Origin of the sequence: Bradyrhizobium sp. AUGA SZCCT0105, assembly GCF_018129565.1 — a bacterium.
Classification (GTDB): Bacteria; Pseudomonadota; Alphaproteobacteria; order Rhizobiales; family Xanthobacteraceae; genus Bradyrhizobium.
Window position 1 is genome coordinate 1,183,100 of record NZ_JAFCMK010000001.1, and the last position, 20,031, is coordinate 1,203,130.

Genomic DNA, 20,031 nt, shown 5'->3' on the forward strand with positions numbered 1-20,031 from the left:
AGCGATGTACACGATTGGGGTTGACGTCGGCGGCACCTACACCGACCTGGTTGCGACGGATCAAACCGGGCGGACCGTTTTCGCGAAATCACCGTCCACGCCGGCCGATCAGTCGATCGGCGTCATGGCGGGACTTGAGGAGCTGGCGCGCCGCCTCGGCGTCACGCGCGCGGCGATGCTCGCCGCGACCGATCGGCTGGTGCACGGCACGACGGTTGCGACCAATGCGCTGCTCGAGCGCAAGGGCGCCAGGGTCGCGCTGCTGACCACCGAGGGCCATCGCGACGTCGTCGAGATGCGCGAGGGGCTGAAGCCGGATCGCTACGATCTGCGCACGCCGCCGCCCGAGCCATTGGTGCCGCGGGAGCGACGGTTTGGCGTGCGCGAGCGGCTGAAGGCCGACGGCAGCGCGGCGGTTGCACTCGATGCCACAGCGCTTGGCGATGTCATCGCCGAGGTGAAACGGTCCGGTGCGAACTCGATCGCGGTCTGTTTCCTGCACGCCTATCTCAACCCGGCGCATGAGCTCGCCGCGGTCGAGCGGCTGGCGAAGGAGCTGCCCGATGTCAGCGTGTCGCGCTCCAGCGACGTGCTGCCGCAGATCAAGGAATATGAGCGCGTCTCGACCACGATCGTGAACGCCTATGTCGCGCCGACGGTGCGACGCTATCTCACCAATCTGGAGCGCAGCCTGCATGAGGCCGGCTTCAAAGGCTCGCTGTTCGTCGTGCTGTCGCATGGCGGCATGGCGCCGGTGGAGGAAGCCTCGCGGCTCGCGGCGGGCACCGTGCTGTCGGGCCCGGCCGGCGGCATCTCCGGCAGCCGCCGCTGCGCCGAGATGCTCGGGATTCCCGATCTCGTGCCGTTCGACATGGGTGGCACCTCGACCGACATCTCGCTGATTGCCGACGGCGAAGCCTCGCTGTCGGCCGACGGCATGCTGGCCGGACAGCGCATCGCGCTGCGCAGCCTCGACATCGCCAGCATCGCGGCCGGCGGTGGCTCGATTGCCGGTGTCGACGGCGGTCGCACGCTGCGGGTCGGGCCGGAGAGCGCGGGCTCGGTACCGGGCCCGGCGTGCTACGGCAATGGCGGCCTAGCTGCCACCGTCACCGATGCCAATGTCGTGCTCGGCTATCTCGATGCCGCCGCCTTCATGGGCGGCGCGCGCCCGCTCGATCGCGGGGCGTCGGAAGCCGCGGTTGATCGCATTGCGGAGGCGCTCGAGCTATCGCGGATCGAGGCTGCCGCCGGCATCTACAAGATGATCAATCTGAAGATGGCCGACGGCATCCGCCTGATGACGTTGCGCCGCGGCGTCGACCCCCGCAAATTCGCGCTGCTCAGCTTCGGCGGCGCCGCCGGCATGCATGCGGCCGAAGTCGCGCGCGAGCTCGAGATCAAGCGCATCATCGTGCCGACGGTCGCCTCGGTGCTGTCGGCCTGGGGCATGCTGACCAGCGACCTGCGCTACGAGGTGAGCCGCACCCATTACGGCACCGGACGGATCTCCGCCGACGAGGTGAGGGCACTGTTCGCCGGTTTGGAGGAGCAGGCGGCGGGGCGGCTGCGCGACTGGTTCAAGGGCGACATCGCTATCGAGCGTTCGGCCGAGATGCGCTACGGCGAGCAGGTGTTCGAGATCGATGTGCCACTCGGCGACCTCGATCTCGGCGCCGCGGACCTCGTGGCGCAGATCGAGGAGCGCTTCCATCGCCGCCACGAGGAACTCTACACCTATGCCTCGCGCGGGCAGGAGGTGGTGTTCGTCAACGCCCGGGTCGCCGCGGTCGGCAAGGTGGCGCGCGGCGGCGGCGATGTCGGCGAGGCCGCCTCAGTCGCACCCTGCACGCCGCGCGGCAAGCGGCAGGCCTGGTTCGGTGCCTGGCGCGAGGTGCCGGTCTACGCGCTCGACGATCTCAAGCCGGGCCATGCGCTCGCTGGTCCCGCGATCATTGAGGCCGAAACCACCACGGTTCTGGTCGACAGCGGCGACCGCGTCACGGTCAACCCGCTGGGCTGGCTCGACATAACATTGCGCTGATCGCCATGCTGGAACTGCGCTCCCTCTCCCGATTGCGGGGGAGGGTTGGGGTGGGGGTCTCGCCGCGAGTCGGACCACCATTATGTGGAAGGAGCCCCCACCCGGATTGCATCTTCGATGCAATCCGACCTAAGAGCGAGCTTCGCTCGTCTCGACCCCGCAAGCGGGAGAGGTGAAGAGAGGTCCGCCTCCGCATCAACATTTCATTTTCCCCGCATTGGCTTGGGCGATAAGGTCGCCTCCTCGGGAGGGAGCGCCGGTTGCTGCTGGCGTTTGTGGCGATGTTGATGCAAACAAAACGACAAACGACGCTTGCGATTTCGCTCGCCTTCGCAGCGATGCTGGCGGCGGCGCCGTTGCACGCCCAGCAGGCACAGAGCGCTGGCAGCAGCGAGATCCGTGTCGGCAATGTCATGCCCTACACGGGGCCGCTCGCGGCGTTCGCGACCATCGGGCGGGCGGAAGCGGCCTATTTCGACATGGTCAACGAGCATGGCGGCATCAACGGCCGCAAGGTCAGGTTCGTCTCGGTCGATGACAGCTCCAATCCGAAGACCGCGATCGAGCAGACCCGCGATCTTGTCGAGAAGCAGGACGTGCTGTTGATGTTCGGCTCGTTCGGCACGCCGAGCAATCTCGCCGTGCGAAAGTACCTTAACGAGAAGAACATCCCGCAGCTGTTCGTTGCCTCGGGCGACGAGGAGTGGGCGCATCCCAAAACCTTTCCCTGGACCATGGGCTGGCAGCCGACCTTCCGCGCCGAGGGGCGGATCTACGCCAACTACATCCAGGCCGCCTATCCGTCGCGCAAGATCGCGGTACTGTGGCAGAACGACCAGTTCGGCCGCGATCTGTTCCGGGGATTGCAGGAGGGGCTCGGCGACACCGCGGGCATGATCGTTGCCGATCTCGCCTTCGACGCGTCGGAGACCGCGATCCAGAACCAGGTCGGAATCCTGAAAGGCTCCGGCGCCGACATCCTGGTGTTCGACGGCGCGCCGGCGATCGCGGCCCGCGCGATCCGCGTGGCGGCGGACCTCGACTGGCACCCGGTGTTCATCCTCGACAACGCGTCGGCCTCGATCGCCAGCGCGTTGCGGCCGGCGGGCCTGCAGAACTCGCTTGGCGTGATCTCGACCTCGTTCCTGAAGGATGCCGGCGACGCCTCCTGGAAGAACGATCCGCAGATCAAGGCGTGGGACGCCTTCATGGACAAATACTATCCCGACGGCGACAAGGACGACATCTACGCCGTGTTCGGCTACGCCGCCGCCGACACGCTGATGCAGGTGCTGCGTCAGTGCGGCGACGACCTGTCGCGCGAGAACATCATGCGGCAGGCCGCCTCGCTGAAGGACTACCAGAGCCCGATCGCGTTGCCCGGGATCGTGATCAACACCGGGCCGAAGGATTTCCGCCCGATCAAACAGATGCGGCTGGTGCAGTTCGACGGCAACGCCTGGCAGCCGATCGGCGACGTGATCGAAAGCGCGTTCACGCCGGTGCGTGAGGATAATTGAGGGGGCAACGTCATTGCGAGCGAAGCGAAGCAATCCGCCGCGCCACGGTGGCGGCGTGGATTGCTTCGTCGCGATCGCTCCTCGCAATGACGACGCTGCTAAGCCGCACCCGCCATTCCATCACCGTCACCCTGAGGTGGCCGCTTCTTCAGCGGCCCTCGAAGGGTCGACGGCCCGGCTGGTGGGCCGTGCATCCTTCGAGGCTCGCTCCGCTCGCACCTCAGGATGACGGGTCTGATAGCGTGACCGCTTACTTCTTCAGCCCGTAGTTCAGCAGCCCGCCCTTGTTCTGCGGCGGATGCGCGCGCAGGCCTTCCTCGTTTGGCTCGGTGCCCCAGCCCGGGCGATCCGGGATCACGAGATGGCCGTCGACGAACTCCGGCACGTGGGTGAACAGCTCGTGGTCCCAGGCCAGCCGATCGATGTCGGTTTCCATGATGCGCAGGTTCGGCACCGCCGCGCAGAAATGCGCGTTCATCATGGTGCAGAGGTGGCCGTAGAAATTATGCGGCGCGACGTTGACCTCGAAATGCTCGGCGGCCGCGGCGATCTTCATCGACTGCCAGACGCCGTTCCACGGCGTGTCGATGATCGCGACATCCATCGCCTGCTCGGTAAAGTAGGGCAGGAACTCGCGCAGGCCCAAAAGCGTCTCGCAGGACGAGATCGGGTGCCGGCTCTGGCGGCGGATGTAGCCGAGCGCCTGCGGGTTGAAGGTGTCGATCTCGACCCAGAACATGTCTATCTTCTCGATGGCGCGCAGGATCTTGAGATAGCCTTCGGTCTTGGCGTTGAAGTTGAGGTCGAGCAGGAGGTCGACATCCGGCCCCGCGCCGTCGCGGATCGCCTCCAGATGCATGCAGAGATTGCGCAGCACATTGCGGTCGACATTGATCTCGGGCTGGAACGGCGAGCCGAAGCCGGGGCGCCAGCCTTGCGGCTTGCCATCCGTGTAGACGAAGATATTGGTCTTCATCGCCGAGAATTTCTTCTCGCGCACCTCGGCGCCGATCGCCTTGACGCCGTCGAGATCGGTAATTGGCGGCTTGTACCAATCCGGATGATTGATGCGCCAGGTCGCGCAATGCGACCAATAGACCCGCACGCGGTCGCGGATCTTGCCGCCAAGCAGGTCGTAGCAGGGCACGCCGAGCGCCTTGGCCTTGACGTCGAGTAGCGCGTTCTCGATCGCCCCGAGCGCCAGCGCCACCACGCCGCCGGCGGCGGGGCGCGTTGCGGCGAATAGCTCGACATAGATGCGCTCATGCTCGAACGCGTTCTTGCCGACCACGCGTGCCGACAGCCGCTCGATCGCCGCGGTCACACCGGGCGCGCCAAAGCCCTCGTCATATTCGCTCCAGCCGACCAGCCCCTCTGACGTCGTCACCTTGACGAAATGATAATTCCGCCAGCCGGCATCGCAGGCGAGCGTCTCGACACTTTTGATGGTGGTGGATTTGCTCATGGTTTCCTGCCCGGCGTTTGTTGGTGTTGAAGAGAGCACAATAGCGGATCGAGCAATGCGTCAACCGCACGGCGGCAGACCGTCAGCGCACGCTTGTTGCAAAGTGCAGCAGCAATCGCGTGAATTCCGTCAAGCGGAAGAAAATTCCACTTGCATCACACAGTCGGCGCGGCTTCAAGTTCACGCAACAAGAAACTGAATCAGCCGATGGCATCGGCTGGTCATTTTGTCGCGAGGAAGCGTGATGGGTGCGTTGTCGCATCTGCGGATAGTCGAGATCGGAAGCGCTGCGGCGACCAGCTATTGCGCGCGGCTGTTCGCTGATTTCGGCGCCGATGTGCAGAAGGTCGAGCCGCCCGCGGGCGATCCGCTTCGCCGCGCTGCGCCGCTGACGCCGCAGGGGCACAGCGCATGGTTTGCGTTTCTCAATTTCAACAAGTCGAGTGTCGTGCTCGACCAGAACGACGCGAGCGCCACGTCGCGCCTGCATGAGCTGATCACCGGCTGCGACATCCTGCTCGATGGGCGCGGCATCGATGCGGCCAATTGTCCCGGCATCGATCTCGATGCGGTCAAGCGGAACAATCCGGGCCTGATCCATCTCGACCTCGCCTGGTTCGGCGATCGCGGTCCCTATGCCGATTTCGCCGCGACCGACTCCACGATCCGCGCACTCACGGGGCTCGTGAAGCTGGTCGGCCCCGAGCAAGGGCCGCCGATGCACGCGCCGGATTTCCAGACCGGGATTCTCGGCGGGCTGTGGGGCTTCATCGCGGCCGCCTCGTCGGTGCTCGGCCGCATGCAGGATGGGCGCGGGCGCGAAAGCCATCTCAGCCTGTTCGAGGCCTCTATCGCCGTCACCGAATACATCATGTTCGAGGCGTTCCAGCGCGGCGACATCATGCGGCGGATCGGCGTCAACCGGTTCTGGCCGACCTTTCCGGTCGGCATCTACGAGACCAAGCAGGGCTGGCTCGGCGTCACCACGGTGACCCCGGCGCAATGGCGCGCGTTCTGCGAGATGCTTGGGCTCACCGATTTGTGCGACGATCCGACACTGGTCATGGGCGTCGACCGGCTGCAACGCGTCGCCGAGATCGAAGGCAAGATCCTGCCGAAGCTGAAGCAGCGCACCGCGCAGGAATGGTTTGCCGAGGGTCTCAAGCGCAAGATCCCGATCGTGCCGGTGCCGGAGATCGCGGATCTCATTGCTGATGAAGAGAAGCGCGCCCGCGGTGCGATTGTCCCGATCACGGTCGGCGACGAGACCGGCTTTTCCGCCGGCACGATGCAGCGGCTGACCGGAACGCCGCCGCTGCATGGCGGCCGCGTGCCTGATCTCGGCGAGCAGCAGGCGAGGCGCGATGCCGCGCCGCGTGTGCCGGCGCCGAAGCCGGCTCCGACCAATCACCTGCCGCTCGAGGGCATCCGCGTGGTCGACTTCTCGATGGGCTGGGCCGGGCCGATCTGCACCCGCACGCTCGCCGATCTCGGCGCCGACGTGATCAAGATCGAGGCGACCCAGTATCCGGACTGGTGGCGCGGCGTCGATCGCCGCCCGGCCTATGTGCTGGAGCAGATGTACGAGAAGTCGGTCCGCTACTGCATCATGAACCGCAACAAGCGCGGCATCACGCTCGATCTGACCCGGCCGAAGGGCCTCGCGCTGGCGAAGCGCCTGCTCGCCGATGCCGATCTCGTGGTCGACAATTATTCGGTCGAGGTGCTGCCCAAGCTCGGCCTCGGCTACGAGGTTCTGAGCAAGATCAATCCGAAGCTCGTAATGATGTCGATGTCGGCGTTCGGCGCCGGCAGCGTGCACCGCGACTGCCGCGCTTACGGCTCGACATTGGAGCAGGGCTCCGGCCTGCCGAGTGTGGTCGGCGATGCCGGCGGCCCGCCTGTGATGAGCCATACCGCGTTCGGCGATGCCGTCGGCGGCCTCAACGGCGCTGCCGCGGTGCTGACCGCGTTGATCCACGCAAAGCTGACGGGGCAGGGCCAGTTCATCGATCTCGCGCAGATCGAATGTATGATGCCGTTTGCCGCGCCCTGGATCGTCGCGCATTCGATCGACGGCAAGCAGCCTGCGAAATACGGCAACCGCCATCCGGATTTCGTGCCGCATGGCTGCTTTCGCTGCGATGGCGAGGACAACTGGATCGTCGTGGCGGTGTCCGACGACGCGATGTGGCCCAGGCTCGCACGGCTGCTCGGCCGCGACGACTGGGCGGCGGACGCGACGCTCAGGACGGCCGCGGGCCGCCGCGCCATCGAATCCGAGATCGAGGCTGCGATCGAGGCCTGGACCTCTGCACGCAATGCCGATGCGGCGATGACCGCGCTGCAAGCTGCCGGTGTCGCCTCCGGCGTCGCGCGGCTGCCGATCGATCTCCTCGACGACCCGCAGCTCGACGCCCGCGGCTTCATCCAGCAGGTCGACCGCGCCTTCATCGGCAAACATCCGCAGCCGTCGATGCCGTTTCGCGAGGGCGATGCACCGTTTGCGATCCGCTCGGTGCCGCCGACGCTCGGCGAGCATAATCGCGAGATCCTCTCCGGTATGCTCGGCCTCTCCGACGCCGAGCTCGAGGAGCTCAGCCGCGAGGGCATTATCGGCACCGAGATGCTGATGGAGGAGCAGCTGGTGCAAGAGAAGAAGCGGGCGGCGGGCTGATGGAGGCAGGCCAGCCGACAGGGCGCAAGGCGGAGGGTGCGCGCGACGGCGCGCGGCCGCTGCTGTCCGTGCGCGGGCTCGGCATCCGTTTCAAGACGTCGCAGGGCATCTGGCAGGCGACGCGCCGGATCGATTTCGACATCGCGCCCGGCGAGCGGGTCGGCATCGTCGGCGAGAGCGGCTGCGGCAAGACCATCACCGGCCTGTCGATCCTGCGGCTGTTGCCGGGCAATTTTGCCGGGCTCGACGGCAAGATCCTGTTCGACGGCACCGATCTCGCCTCCTGCAGCGCGCGGCAGATGCGCGCGATCCGGGGCAAGCGGATCGCGATGATCTTCCAGGAGCCGATGAGCGCGCTCGATCCGGTCTTCACCGTCGGTCACCAGATCGCGGAGACGCTGCGCGTCCATACGGACGTTTCCTACGAGGAAGCCCGCGCGAAGACGCTGGAGATGCTCCGCCGCGTCGGCATCGCCTCGCCCGAGCGGCGGATCGACGACTATCCGCATCAGCTCTCCGGCGGCATGCGCCAGCGTGTGATGATTGCTGCCAGCCTGATCTGCGGGCCCCAGCTTTTGATCGCGGACGAGCCGACCACCGCGCTCGACGTCACCGTGCAGGCGCAGATCCTCGAATTGTTGCGCGACATCAGCGAGACCTCGAAGACGGCGCTGATGCTGATCACCCACGATCTCGGCGTCGTCGCCGAGACCTGCACGCGGATGATCACGATGTATGCCGGCGAGGTGATCGAGGACGCCACCGTCGACGAGGCGCTGGTGCGGCCGCTGCATCCCTATACGTCGGGGCTCTTGCGCTCGCTGCCGCATTTGAGCCCGCGCCACGGCCGATTGCCGTCGATCCCGGGCCGGGTGCCGTCGATCGCGGAGATGCCTGCCGGCTGCCGCTTCCGCGCCCGCTGCGCCCATGCCGCGAAGGGCTGCGAGGCCGAGCAGACGCTGCAGGACGCCGGCGGCGGCCGCAAGGTGCGCTGCTGGCGCTTTGCCGAGCTCAATCTGCCCGGCGCGCTGCATCCGCCCGATGTGCCGATGGCTGCGAAGGTCGCGACGCAATGACCGCAGCATCCGCTGAACAGCGCGACGAGCCCATCGTCTCGGTGCGCGACCTCCAGGTCCGCTTCCAGACCTCGGACCGCCGCGCGACCGTGAAGGCGGTCGACGGCGTCAATTTCGACGTCCGCCGCGGCGAGACCTTCGGCATCATCGGCGAGTCAGGCTCGGGCAAGACCACGATCGGCCGCGCGCTGGTGTTTCTGCTCAACCCCAGCGCGGGCGCCATCCTGCATGACGGCATCGATCCGACGGCACTGTCGCGCCGGGAATTTCAAAATCATCGCCGCGACTACCAGATCATCTTCCAGGATCCGAACGCCGCGCTGAACCCGCGCATGACCATCCTGGCGTCGGTGCTGGAGCCGCTGGAACTCGCTCGTGTCGGCAGCCGCACTGATCGCGAGCGCCTAGCGCGGGAGGCATTGGAGCGGGTCGGCCTGCCGCAGGAGTTCGGCGAGCGCTATCCGCACCAGCTGTCCGGCGGCCAGAAGCAGCGCGTCGTGATCGCCCGCGCGCTGACGCTGAAGCCGAAACTGATCGTCTGCGACGAGGTGGTGGCCGCGCTCGACATGTCGATCCGCGGCGACGTGCTCAATTTGTTTGCCGATCTGCAGCGCGATCTCGGCCTGACCTATGTCTTCATCACCCATGATCTCGCCGTGGTCTCGCATATCAGCGAGCGCGTCGCTGTGATGTATCTCGGTCAGTTCGTCGAGCTCGGGCCCACTGAAGAGGTCGCCAAGCGGCCGTTGCATCCCTACACGATCGCATTGCTTTCCGCCGAGCCACGGCCGCTGCCGTCGGCGATGCGGCAGGAGAGCCGCATCGTGCTGCAGGGCGAGGTGCCGAGTCCGATCGATCCGCCGTCAGGCTGCCGCTTCCGCACCCGCTGCCCGCACGCGCAGCCGCTCTGCACCGAGCGTGTGCCGGAGTGGCGCGAGCTGAAGCCCGATCACTGGGTGGCCTGCCATTTCGCCGTCCGCCCCGATTTTTCGAACAACTAGAGCATGATCCGGAAAAGTGTGAAGCGGTTTTCCGACAAGATCATGCTCCAAACCAAACTGGAGACAACGCCATGACGATGACGACACGACGCGAGGCCATGGCGCTGATCTCGGGCGCGCTCGCGAGCACCACGCTCGGTGGCCGCGCGTTTGCGCAAGCCGCGCCGAAGAAGGGCGGCACCTTGCGGATATCAGCGCCGGCCAATCCGTCGAGCCTCGATCCGGCAACCGGCGGCGCCGGCTCCGACCACGCCTTCCTGTTCACGATGTACGACACGCTGGTCGAATGGGATTTCGAGACGCTGAAGCCGAAGCCGGGGCTCGCCGAAAGCTGGAAGTTCACCGATCCCAATACGCTGGTGCTCAACATCCGCTCAGGCGTCAGCTTCCATGACGGCACGCCGCTCGATGCCGAAGCCGTCAAGTTCAACCTCGATCGCAACCGCGGCGATGCGAAGTCGAACATCAAGGCCGATCTGCTCTCGGTCGACGCGGTCGAAGTCACCGGGCCGCAGCAGGTCACCTTGAAGCTGAAGACGCCGGATACGGCGCTGCCGGGCATTCTCTCCGATCGCGCCGGCATGATGGTGTCGCCGACGGCACTGAAGGCGGCCGAGGGCGGCGTCGTGACGCGCAAGCCGGTCGGCGCCGGCGCCTATGCCTTCGTCAGCTGGGCCGACGGCGAGAAGATCGTGGTCAAGCGCAACGAGAAATACTGGAAGCCGGACCGGCCCTGTCCTGACAGCATCGAGTTCTCGATCATTCCCGAGCTCACCACCGGCGCGCGCTCGGTCACCGCCGGGCAGAACGATCTGATCTATCAATTGCCGCCGCGGCAGAAGGCGATCATCGAGCGCGCCTCGAGCGTCAAGGTGGTGCACGGCCCGACGCTCTACGTGCTCCAGATCTTCCTCAACTGGGCCAAGCCGCCGTTCGACAACGTCAAGGTCCGCCAGGCGCTCAACTTCGCGATCGATCGCGAGTCCTTTGTCAAGGCCGCGCTCGCCGGCCTCGCCGAGCCCGCCTACATGAACCTGCCGAAGGCGCATTGGGCGTATGACGCCGAAGTCGCAAAACTCTATCCCTATGATCCCGACCGAGCGCGCAAGCTGCTCGCCGAGGCCGGCTTCAAGGAGGGCACCCAGATCGAGCTCGGCGGCTATCCGGACCAGGATTCGGTTCAGCGTCAGGAGATCCTGATCGAGCAATTGCGCAAGGCCGGCATCGGCGTGCGTTTCGTCAATGCCCCGATCGCGGAAGCTTCCGCGGCCTTCTTCGGTGCGGAGAAGAAGGGGGCGGGGCTGCTCTCGGCCTGGACCGGGCGGCCCGATCCGAGCCTGACCTACTCGCTGATGTTCACCAAGGACGCCTACTACAATGCCGGCCGCGCGCCGGTGCCTCCTGAGCTCGAAGCCGCGATCAAGGACTCGCGCGCATCGGAAGACATCGAGGTCAGGCGTAAGGCCTTCGCCACCGTGCAGCGGCTGGTGATGGAGAACGCCTTCGTCGTGCCGCTGGCGTTCCAGTTCGAGCTGGTCGCCATGAACAAGAAGGTGCAGGGCTATCGGCCCAATCTGCTGGGCAAGCCGAAATACGACGACGTCTGGCTCGAAGGCTGAACCATGGCACGACGGTCACCAGTCAAGGTCATCGGCAGCCGCCTCGTGCAGGCGCTGCCTGTGATCCTGCTCGCGACCTTCATGGTGTTCGCGCTGCTCAAGCTGGTGCCCGGAGACATCGCCGTGACGCTGGCGGGCGACAACGCGACCGATGCGCGGATCACCGAGATCAGGCAGATCTACGGCCTCGACCGGCCGTTCCTGGTGCAATATGGCGCCTGGCTCGGCCATGTCGCGCAGGGCGATCTCTCGCAATCGCTGTTGACCGGCGAGAAGGTTGCCGTCTCGATCGGCCGCGCCTTCCCGAATACGCTCTTGATCGTCGTGATCGCGCTGCTGCTGGCGCTGGTCACGGGCATTCCGATGGGCGTGATGGCCGCGATCAAGCCGAACGGCGGGGTCGACAAGCTGATCAGCATGATCGCCTCGCTCGGTGTCGCGGTGCCCGGTTTCTGGCTTGCGATGATCCTGGTGGCGGAGTTCTCGCTGAAGCTGAACTGGCTGCCGGCGACCGGCGCAAAATCCTTCAGCGCCTCGCCGATCGATGCGATCCGGCACGCACTGCTGCCTGCGATCGCGATCGCGGCCTATGGCATGGCCGAGGTCGCGCGCCAGCTGCGCGGTGCGTTGCTGGAGGTGCTGTCGTCGCAATATGTCCGCACGCTGCATGCCAAGGGGCTCTCGATGTCGCGGATTCTCTGGCAGCACGGCCTGAAGAATGTCGGCGTCAATCTGCTCACCATCATCAGCCTGCTGGTGAACCGCATGCTGGCGGCGACCGTCGTGATCGAGGCGGTGTTCGCCATTCCCGGTCTCGGCAGCCTGATCGTGCGCGGCGCGATCCAGCGCGATTTCCCGATCGTGCAAGGCGTCGTCTTCACCATGGTGGTCGTCGTGATCGCGGTCAATCTGATCACCGATCTCCTCTGTGCCGCGGTCGATCCGAGGATCGAGCAATGACCGACACCGCGCTCGCTCCGCTGAAGATGCCCGCAAAGCCGACCCGGCTTCGCCGTTTCCTGCGTTGGCTCGCCGGCGATCTCCGCGCCGCGCTGTCGATCCTGGTGCTTTCGGTGCTCGTGGTCGTCGCGATCGGCGCGCCCTGGATCGCGCCCTATGCGCCGACCGCGCAGGACGTCAACAACATGCTGGCGCCGCCGGGCCCGCTGCATCTGCTCGGCACCGACGATCTCGGCCGCGATATCTTCTCGCGCCTGATCTACGGCGCGCCGGCCACCGTCTATGCCAGCCTGCTTGCGGTCGGCGTCGCGGTTCTGATCGGGCTGCCCGTCGGCCTGATCGCCGGCTATTTCGGCGGCTGGATCGACGACATCATCAGCCGGATCATCGACACCTTCCTGTCGTTCCCCGCCATCGTGCTGGCGATCGCGGTCACCGGCGCGCTCGGCATTGGGCTTACCAACGGCATGATCGCGATCGGCATCACGATGTTTCCGGCGCTGGCGCGCATCGTCCGCGCCCGCACGCTGATCGTGCGGCAGGAGCTCTATGTCGACGCGTCGCGGGGTTTTGGCGCGCCGACCTGGCATGTGCTGTGGCGCCACGTGCTGCCGAATACGCTGCAACCGGTCATCGTGCAGGTGACGCTGCTGCTCGCCGCGGCGCTGCTGGCGGAGGCCAGCCTGTCGTTCCTCGGCCTCGGCATCCAGCCGCCGGACCCGAGCTGGGGCGCCATGCTGGCGCGCGCCTATCAATATATGGAAATCGCTCCGGAGCAGATGTATGCGCCGGGCCTTGCCATTCTCGTCGTCTCCCTGGCGTTCAATGCGCTCGGGGAATCCTTGCGTGTTGTGCTCGATCCGACCATGAAGGATCGTTGAGCTCAGGTGAAACCGTTATGTCGTTCAAGAAACTGCTGATTGCCAACCGCGGTGAGATCGCGATCCGCATTGCCCGCGCCGCGGCCGAGAGCGGTATCGCGACGCTCGCGATCTATCCCGCCGATGATGCCGCCTCGCTGCACGTCCGATCCGCCGACGCGAGCCACGAGATTCCCGGCCGCGGCGCGCGGGCCTATCTCGACATCGAGGCGGTCATCGCGGCGGCCAGAGCCACGGGCTGCGACGCGTTGCATCCGGGCTACGGCTTCCTCAGCGAGAACACCCAGCTGGCGCGGCGCTGTGCCGAGGAGAAGATCACCTTCGTCGGGCCGTCGCCGGAGGCGCTCGATCTGTTCGGCGACAAGGCCAAGGCAAAGGCGCTGGCCAAAAAGTGCGACGTGCCGATTATCGCCGGCACCTCCGGCGCAACGACACTCGACGAGGCAAAGGCCTTCTTCACCTCGCTCGGCGCGAATGCCGCCGTGATGATCAAGGCGATCGCGGGCGGCGGCGGGCGCGGCATGCGGGTGGTCGAGGATTTGGCGAAGCTCGATGAAGCCTATGCGCGCTGCCAGTCGGAGGCCAAGGCGGCGTTCGGCAACGATGCGGTCTATGTCGAGCGGCTGATCCGCAAGGCGCGTCATATCGAGGTGCAGATCATCGGCGATCGTCATGGCGCGATCAGCCATCTCTGGGAGCGCGAATGCACCATTCAGCGCCGCAACCAGAAGCTCATCGAGGTGGCGCCGAGCCCGTCGCTGAGCGAGAGCCTGCGTGCGCGCATCATCGAGGCGGCAAAGCAGCTCGCCTCTGCCGCGCGCTACGACAATCTCGGCACCTTCGAATTCCTGGTCGATGACGAGGCGGAGGAAAGCAAGGGCGAGGGCGCCTTCGCCTTCATCGAGGCCAATCCGCGGCTGCAGGTCGAGCATACCGTCACCGAGGCGGTGCTTGGCATCGACCTCGTGCGTTCGCAGCTTGCGGTCGCCGCCGGCGCCACGCTGGCTTCGCTCGGGTTGGCACAGGCCGCCGTTCCGCTGCCGCGCGGCTATGCGATGCAGCTGCGCGTCAACATGGAGGTGATGGACGAGAAGGGGGTGACAAAACCGACCGGCGGCACGCTCAATGTGTTCGACCTGCCGTCCGGACCCGGCGTCCGCGTCGATACGTTCGGCTATTCCGGCTACCGGACCAGCGCCGCGTTCGACTCGCTGCTCGCAAAAGTCATCGTGCATTCGCCGAGCCCGAAATGGACCGACGTGGTGCACAAGGCGGCGCGCACCCTGCGCGAATTCCGCATCGGCGGCGTCGCCACCAACATTCCATTCCTCGGCGCAATCCTGGCGCACCAGAGCTTTGCCCGGAACAAGATCAGCACCAACTTCATCGATACTCATGTCGCGGCGCTGGTCGGCACGGCCAGGGATCTCGCCGCGCCATTGGTCGAGGTCAGCGAGGTAGCCACGGCCACGGCCGTCGCCACGGTGGCGCCCGAAGGATCACTCCCGGTGCCGGCGCCGCTGCAGGGCACGATCGTCGCGATCGAGGTCGCGGAGGGCGATCTGGTTCGTCCCGGCCAGCAGATCGCGGTGCTGGAATCGATGAAGATGGAGCATCTCGTCACCGCGCCGCATGGTGGCCGGGTGACCAAGATCGCGGGCGGCCCCGGCGTCACCCTGATGCATGGCGAGCCGATCCTGTTCCTCGAGCCGGCCGAGGTCGACGGCCATGCTACGGCAGAAGAGGCTGCGATCGATCTCGATCATATCCGCCCGGACCTCGGCGAGCTGATCGCGCGCAAGGCGATCACGCTGGACGAGAACCGTCCGGCCTCGGTGGAGCGCCGCCGCAAGACCAACCAGCGAACCGCGCGCGAGAACATCGCGCAGCTCGTCGATGAGGGCTCGTTCGTCGAATACGGTTCGCTTGCGATCGCGGCGCAGCGCCGCCGCCGCAAGGTCGAGGACCTGATCAAGAACACGCCGGCCGACGGCCTGATCGCCGGTGTCGCCACCGTCAACGCCGGGGATTTCGGCGCTGACGGCGCGCGCTGCATGGTGATCTCCTACGACTACACCGTGCTCGCCGGCACCCAGGGCCATATGAACCACAAGAAGATCGACCGCATGCTCGGTCTTGCCGAGCAGTGGCGCATGCCGCTGGTGTTTTACGCCGAGGGCGGCGGCGGCCGTCCCGGCGATACCGACCGGCTCGGCATGACCGGCCTCGACGGCCCGTCCTTCGTGCAGTTCGCCAAGCTGTCGGGGCTCGTGCCCGTGATCGGGGTCGTTTCGGGCTATTGCTTCGCCGGCAACGCCGCGATGCTCGGCGTCTGCGACGTCATCATCGCCACCAAAAATGCCTCGATCGGCATGGGCGGTCCGGCGATGATCGAAGGCGGCGGGCTTGGCGTCTACCATCCCGCCGAGGTCGGCCCGGTCTCGTTCCAGTCGCCGAACGGCGTGATCGACATCCTGGTCGAGGACGAGGAAGAGGCGACCACGGTCGCGCAGAAATATCTGTCCTACTTCCAGGGCGCGGTGCAGGACTGGAAGGCGCCGGACCAGCGGCTGCTGCGCCGGGCGATCCCGGAAAATCGCCTCAGGGTCTACGACATCCGCAACGTGATCGACCTGATGGCCGACGAAGGTTCGGTGCTGGAGATCCGCAGGGATTTCGGCGTCGGCATGATCACGGCTTTCATCCGCATCGAGGGCAAGCCGTTCGGCCTGATCGCCAACAATCCAAAACATCTCGGCGGCGCGATTGACGCTGCGGCCGGCGACAAGGCCGCGCGCTTCATGCAGCTGTGCGATGCCTTCGACATCCCGATCGTCTCGCTGTGCGACACGCCGGGCTTCATGGTTGGCCCCGAGGCCGAGAAGACCGCGATCGTGCGCCACGTCGCGCGGATGTTCGTCACCGGCGCCAGCATCACGGTGCCGCTGTTTGGAATCGTGCTGCGCAAAGGCTACGGTCTCGGCGCCCAATCGATGATCGGCGGCGGCTTCCACGCCTCGTTCTTCACGGTGGCGTGGCCGACCGGCGAATTCGGCGGCATGGGCCTCGAGGGGTATGTCCGCCTCGGCTTCCGCAAGGAGATGGAGGCGATCGCGGACCCGGTGGAGCGCGAAAAGTATTTCCAGACCAAGGTCGCCGAGCTGTACGCCAACGGCAAGGCAGTCTCGATCGCCTCGGTGCTCGAGATCGACGAGGTGATCGACCCCGCCGATACCCGGCATTGGATCATGGCCGGCCTCCGCTCGGTGCCGAAGGTAGAGCCGCGGACGCATCGTAAGCGGCCGTGTATTGATGCGTGGTAGCGAGGGCGAAGCTGCGTCCCCAACCCAACTGTCATCGCCCGGCTCGACCGGGCGATCCAGTACGCCGCGGCCGATCGGCTCGATAACCACTGTCTCTGGAATACTGGATCACCCGCATGCGCGGGTGATGACACCGCATTTTTCGACGTCTTGAATTGCCAACCATCCCATCGTCGTCCTGGCGAAAGCCAGGACCCATTACCCCAAATATTGATTGTTGCGCGACGCTGGGGCCGCGATCCCGTTCATCACTGAATGCGGTGGTTATGGGTCCTGGCCTTCGCCAGGGCGACGGCGGTGGATGGGTAGGCGCCTCGCTTCATCGAGAGAGCGATCCCAAGCTCACCCCAACCTCAACTCCGCATATCCCTTCGCCGCCACCTCATCGCACCGCGCGCGATACGCCGGCGCGCTGCCGCTGTAGCGGGCGACGATGCGCCTCTGCTTGCCTTCGATGTTGCGGTTGATGCCGGTCATCCAGGAATCGACCTCGTTGGACAAAAGTCCGACACCGAGCGCCTTGACGTGATCGGTCCAGCCCGCGGTGCCCTCGGGGGTGGCGTCGAGGAAGGTCAGGCCTTTCTCCTGTGCGAAGCGGAGCAGGCCGGTGACCCAGTCGACGCTGTATTCGATGCTGCGCGGGATGTTGCCGAGCGCGGTGTGCGGGCCCATCAGCATCATCATGTTGGGAAAGCCGTCGACCATCAGCCCGAGATAGGTTTCCGGGCCGTGCGCCCACTTCTCCTTCAGCCGCGCGCCCTGCGCGCCGCGGAGATCGATCTTGTCGAAGCTGCCGGTGATGGCATCGAAGCCGGTGGCGTAGATGATGATGTCGAAGGCGTAGTCCTTGTCGGCGGTCCGGATGCCCTCGGGCGTGATCCGCTCGATCGGCGTCTGCTTCAGATCGACGAGCTCGACATTGTCGCGGTTGTAGACCTCGTAATAGAAGGTCTCGAGCGGCAGCCGCCGCGTGCCGAAGCCGTGATTCGTCGGGATCAGCTTCTCGGCGACCTCCGGATCCCTGACGCGCTCGCGGATCTTGCGCGCGACGAAGTCGCTGATCGTCGCATTCGCCTTGCGGTCGATCAGGATGTCCTTGAAGTTGCCTTGCCAGATGCCGAAGCCGCGCTCGCCGTAGAGCTTCTCGTAGAACGCCTCGCGCTCGGCGTCGCTGACCTCGAATGCGCCGCGCGGATCGGGCGTATGCACGAAGCAGGCGAAGGTCTCCTTGCAGCGCGCAAAGATCTCGGGATAGCCGGCCTTGATCCTGCGTTGCGTCTCCGCATCGATCTTGCCGTTGTGCAGCGGCGCCGCCCAGTTGGCGGTGCGCTGGAACACGGTGAGGTGGCCGACCTCGCCGGCGATGGTCTGGATGGTCTGGATGCCGGTCGCGCCGGTGCCGATCACGGCGACGCGCTTGCCGGCAAAATCCACCTTCTCCTTGGGCCAACGCGCGGTGTGAAACGACTGGCCCTTGAAGTCGTCACGGCCCTCGACGCGCGGCAGGGTGGGCGTCGACAACGGGCCGATTGCGGAGATCAGGAATCGGCAGCTATGGCGCGCGCCGTTCTCCAGTGTGACCTGCCAGCTTCGCGTGTCGTCCTGGTAGATCGCGGACGTGACGCGGCTCTCGAACTGGATGTCGCGGCGCAGATCGAACTTGTCGGCGACATAATTGCAGTAGCGCAGGGTCTCGGGCTGGCCGGCGAAATGCTCCGACCATTCCCATTCCTCGAGCAGCTCCTTCGAGAACGAGTAGCCGTAGGAGTAGCTCTCCGAATCGAACCGCGCGCCGGGATAGCGGTTCCAGTACCAGGTGCCGCCGACGCCGGTGCCGGCCTCGAACACGCGCACCGAGAGGCCGAGCTCGCGCAGCCGGTAGAGCTGGTACATGCCGGACAGGCCGGCGCCGATGATGATGACGTCGTAGTCCAGCGCAGCCGACTGCGGGCTGTTGTCCTGGCGCAATGCGGCCACCTGTCGTCGCTCCCTGATGGGTTGATTGCCGGCAAGGCTAGCCGGTCTTCTTGCCGCCGACAAACATCGAACAGCGGGGCTGCCATCGCGATTTGCCGGGTGCGCCGGCCTCTCCGCATTCCGCGCGGCGGATGCTCCGCCCTGCGGCTTTACTCAGCCGCGGGATTTCCTCTATCGTCGGCCCGACAAGGACGATCGCCCGCCAAGCGGCGACGGAACCAGTGGGAGTGAAGCGATGGGAGAGGCGCTGCGCACGCCGACGTCAACAGACGTCAGCAACCCCCGGCTTTATCAGGATGACACCTGGCGGCCGCTGTTCGCGCAGCTCCGCCGCGACGACCCCGTGCATTATTGCGAGGCCTCGGCCTACGGTCCGTACTGGTCGGTGACGCGCTACGACGACATCTTCGCGGTCGAGCTGGACCATCAGAACTATTCCTCGGCCTCCGAGCTCGGCGGTATCCAGGTCGCTGACCAGCCAAAGGGGCAGGAGCGGCCGAGCTTCATCCGCATGGACCCGCCCGGCCACACCGCGCAGCGCCGCACGGTCGCGCCGATCGTGGCGCCGTCGAACCTCGCCAATTTCGATGCCTTGATCCGCCAGCGCACCGCGGCCGTGCTCGACGCACTGCCGCGCAACGAGACCTTCGACTGGGCCGAGCGGGTCTCGGTCGACCTCACCAACATGATGCTGGCGACGCTGTTCGATTTTCCCGCTGAGGACCGCGCCAAGCTGACCTGGTGGTCCGATGTCGCGATCGCCAATGTCGAGTCCCCCGACGCGGTGGTGCATTCGGAGGCTGAACGCACCGCCGAGCTGGTCAAGATGGGAGAATATTTCCGCAAGCTTTGGGACGCGCGGATCGATGCGCCACCGACATTCGACCTGATCTCGATGCTGGCGCATTCGGAAGCGACGCGGAATCTGGAGCCGCGCGAGTTCATCGGCACGATCGGGCTTTTGATCGTCGGTGGCAACGACACCACGCGCAACTCGATGTCCGCCGGGCTGATGGCGCTGTGCGAGAATCCGGGGCAGTTCGAGCTGGTCCGCGCGAGGCCGGAGCTGATCCCGAACCTGGTCTCTGAGACCATCCGCTACCACACGCCGGTGCTGCACATGCGCCGCACCGCGCGCAACGATGTCGAGCTCGCCGGCCGCCGGATCAGGAAGGGCGACAAGGTGGTGATGTGGTACATCTCCGGCAATCGCGACGAGGACAAGATCGAGCGTGCCGATGAATTCATCATCGACCGCGCCAAGCCGCGCCAGCACCTCGCCTTCGGCGCCGGTGTCCACCGCTGCGTCGGCGACCGCCTCGCCGAGCAGCAATTGCGCATCCTCTGGGAGGAGGTGTTGGCGCGCGATCTGCGTTTTGAGCTGATGGGCCCGCCGCAAAGGCTCTATTCCAATTTCATCCGCGGTATACGAAGCTTGCCGGTGAGAATCGTGAATTGAGCTGCATCACCGCGTCATTGCGAGCGAAG

Annotated in this window: 12 protein-coding genes; 10 read left to right on the top strand and 2 right to left on the bottom strand. The window is 65.9% G+C overall.

Annotated features, from left to right (window positions below; translation table 11 throughout):
- Positions 1-4: 4 nt before the first annotated feature.
- Together JQ573_RS05525 and JQ573_RS05530 are read left to right on the top strand one after the other, a co-directional pair.
- Complete coding sequence (locus JQ573_RS05525; RefSeq protein WP_212311360.1) at positions 5-2,044, top strand: hydantoinase/oxoprolinase family protein; 2,040 nt, start codon at positions 5-7, stop codon at positions 2,042-2,044.
- 287 nt (positions 2,045-2,331) lie between these two features.
- Positions 2,332-3,564, top strand: a complete 1,233-nt coding sequence (locus JQ573_RS05530) for an ABC transporter substrate-binding protein (RefSeq protein WP_249131226.1) — start codon at positions 2,332-2,334, stop codon at positions 3,562-3,564.
- 250 nt (positions 3,565-3,814) lie between these two features.
- Here JQ573_RS05530 and JQ573_RS05535 read toward each other — a convergent pair whose 3' ends face one another.
- The gene (locus JQ573_RS05535) at positions 3,815-5,029 is read right to left on the bottom strand and encodes a mandelate racemase/muconate lactonizing enzyme family protein (RefSeq protein ID WP_212311359.1); all 1,215 of its coding nucleotides are present in this window, start codon (positions 5,027-5,029) and stop codon (positions 3,815-3,817) included.
- A 244-nt stretch (positions 5,030-5,273) separates the two neighbouring features.
- Between JQ573_RS05535 and JQ573_RS05540 the strand changes: the two genes are divergently transcribed.
- The 7 genes from JQ573_RS05540 (at position 5,274) to JQ573_RS05570 (ending at position 16,566) form a co-directional block, all read left to right on the top strand.
- Positions 5,274-7,706, top strand: coding sequence for a CaiB/BaiF CoA-transferase family protein (locus tag JQ573_RS05540; protein WP_212311358.1), 2,433 nt, complete (start codon positions 5,274-5,276; stop codon positions 7,704-7,706).
- Entirely contained in the window at positions 7,706-8,782 is a 1,077-nt protein-coding gene (locus tag JQ573_RS05545) for an ABC transporter ATP-binding protein (protein WP_212311357.1), read from the top strand. Before JQ573_RS05540 ends, JQ573_RS05545 begins: the two co-directional genes overlap by 1 nt.
- The gene (locus JQ573_RS05550) at positions 8,779-9,783 is read left to right on the top strand and encodes an ABC transporter ATP-binding protein (protein ID WP_212311356.1); all 1,005 of its coding nucleotides are present in this window, start codon (positions 8,779-8,781) and stop codon (positions 9,781-9,783) included. The genes JQ573_RS05545 and JQ573_RS05550 overlap by 4 nt, the downstream gene beginning before the upstream one ends.
- 71 nt (positions 9,784-9,854) lie before the next feature.
- Complete coding sequence (locus JQ573_RS05555; protein ID WP_212311355.1) at positions 9,855-11,402, top strand: ABC transporter substrate-binding protein; 1,548 nt, start codon at positions 9,855-9,857, stop codon at positions 11,400-11,402.
- 3 nt (positions 11,403-11,405) lie between these two features.
- Positions 11,406-12,362, top strand: a complete 957-nt coding sequence (locus JQ573_RS05560; RefSeq protein ID WP_212311354.1) for an ABC transporter permease — start codon at positions 11,406-11,408, stop codon at positions 12,360-12,362.
- On the top strand, positions 12,359-13,243 hold the full coding sequence (locus JQ573_RS05565; protein ID WP_212311353.1) for an ABC transporter permease: 885 nt from the start codon (positions 12,359-12,361) through the stop codon (positions 13,241-13,243). The genes JQ573_RS05560 and JQ573_RS05565 overlap by 4 nt, the downstream gene beginning before the upstream one ends.
- A 17-nt stretch (positions 13,244-13,260) precedes the next feature.
- On the top strand, positions 13,261-16,566 hold the full coding sequence (locus tag JQ573_RS05570) for a carboxyl transferase domain-containing protein (protein ID WP_212311352.1): 3,306 nt from the start codon (positions 13,261-13,263) through the stop codon (positions 16,564-16,566).
- 342 nt (positions 16,567-16,908) lie between these two features.
- On the opposite strand, the gene JQ573_RS05575 is transcribed toward JQ573_RS05570, so the two are convergent.
- On the bottom strand, positions 16,909-18,543 hold the full coding sequence (locus tag JQ573_RS05575; RefSeq protein ID WP_212311351.1) for an NAD(P)/FAD-dependent oxidoreductase: 1,635 nt from the start codon (positions 18,541-18,543) through the stop codon (positions 16,909-16,911).
- Between the two features lie 235 nt (positions 18,544-18,778).
- Here JQ573_RS05575 and JQ573_RS05580 point away from each other — a divergent pair, with 235 nt between their 5' ends.
- Entirely contained in the window at positions 18,779-20,002 is a 1,224-nt protein-coding gene (locus JQ573_RS05580; RefSeq protein WP_212311350.1) for a cytochrome P450, read from the top strand.
- The last annotated feature ends 29 nt before the right edge of the window (positions 20,003-20,031 follow it).

Coding starts and splice junctions, on each gene's coding strand:
- JQ573_RS05530 (WP_249131226.1), top strand. CDS start 2,332: ATGCAAACAAAACGACAAACGACGCTTGCGATTTCGCTCGCCTTCGCA.
- JQ573_RS05525 (WP_212311360.1), top strand. CDS start 5: ATGTACACGATTGGGGTTGACGTCGGCGGCACCTACACCGACCTGGTT.
- JQ573_RS05545 (WP_212311357.1), top strand. CDS start 7,706: ATGGAGGCAGGCCAGCCGACAGGGCGCAAGGCGGAGGGTGCGCGCGAC.
- JQ573_RS05560 (WP_212311354.1), top strand. CDS start 11,406: ATGGCACGACGGTCACCAGTCAAGGTCATCGGCAGCCGCCTCGTGCAG.
- JQ573_RS05570 (WP_212311352.1), top strand. CDS start 13,261: ATGTCGTTCAAGAAACTGCTGATTGCCAACCGCGGTGAGATCGCGATC.
- JQ573_RS05565 (WP_212311353.1), top strand. CDS start 12,359: ATGACCGACACCGCGCTCGCTCCGCTGAAGATGCCCGCAAAGCCGACC.
- JQ573_RS05540 (WP_212311358.1), top strand. CDS start 5,274: ATGGGTGCGTTGTCGCATCTGCGGATAGTCGAGATCGGAAGCGCTGCG.
- JQ573_RS05555 (WP_212311355.1), top strand. CDS start 9,855: ATGACGATGACGACACGACGCGAGGCCATGGCGCTGATCTCGGGCGCG.
- JQ573_RS05550 (WP_212311356.1), top strand. CDS start 8,779: ATGACCGCAGCATCCGCTGAACAGCGCGACGAGCCCATCGTCTCGGTG.
- JQ573_RS05580 (WP_212311350.1), top strand. CDS start 18,779: ATGGGAGAGGCGCTGCGCACGCCGACGTCAACAGACGTCAGCAACCCC.
- JQ573_RS05535 (WP_212311359.1), bottom strand. CDS start 5,029: ATGAGCAAATCCACCACCATCAAAAGTGTCGAGACGCTCGCCTGCGAT.